We start from the raw sequence: 413 nt of genomic DNA, 5'->3' as shown, positions 1-413 counted from the left end.
GATCACTACGTCGGCGCTGCCCGGGCCCAGGAGGACTACAGCGAGGTCCGCGCCGTGGGCATCGATGAGACGGCCGCGCGGCGGGGGCAGGATTACATCACCATCTTCCAGGACCTGGATGCCCGCCGGCTGCTCTTCGCCTGCCCGGGGCGCAGCCAGAGCACGGTGGCGCGCTTTGCCGAGGACCTGCGTGAGCACGGCGGCGAGCCGGGCTCGATCGAGGCGGCGTGTATCGACATGAGCAAGGCCTACATTGCCGGCGTACAGCGCCACCTGCCGCAGGCGGCGATCACCTTTGATGCCTTCCACCTGGTCAAGCTCGCCAACGAGGCCGTCGATGAGGTCCGCCGCGCCGAGGTGCGCAGCGAGTCCGCCCTCAAGGGCACCCGCTGGCTCTGGCTCAAGGACGCCTA

General features: G+C 69.5%; 1 protein-coding gene. It reads left to right on the top strand.

Annotation, left to right across the window (positions count from 1 at the left end):
* On the top strand, positions 1-413 hold a 413-nt coding region (locus LRA98_RS12925), incomplete at both ends, for a transposase (RefSeq protein WP_238640859.1).

Source organism: Halorhodospira sp. M38 (genome assembly GCF_022227985.1).
Taxonomy (GTDB): Bacteria; Pseudomonadota; Gammaproteobacteria; order Nitrococcales; family Halorhodospiraceae; genus Halorhodospira; species Halorhodospira halophila_A.
This window is presented reverse-complemented; position numbering and strand designations above follow the sequence as displayed.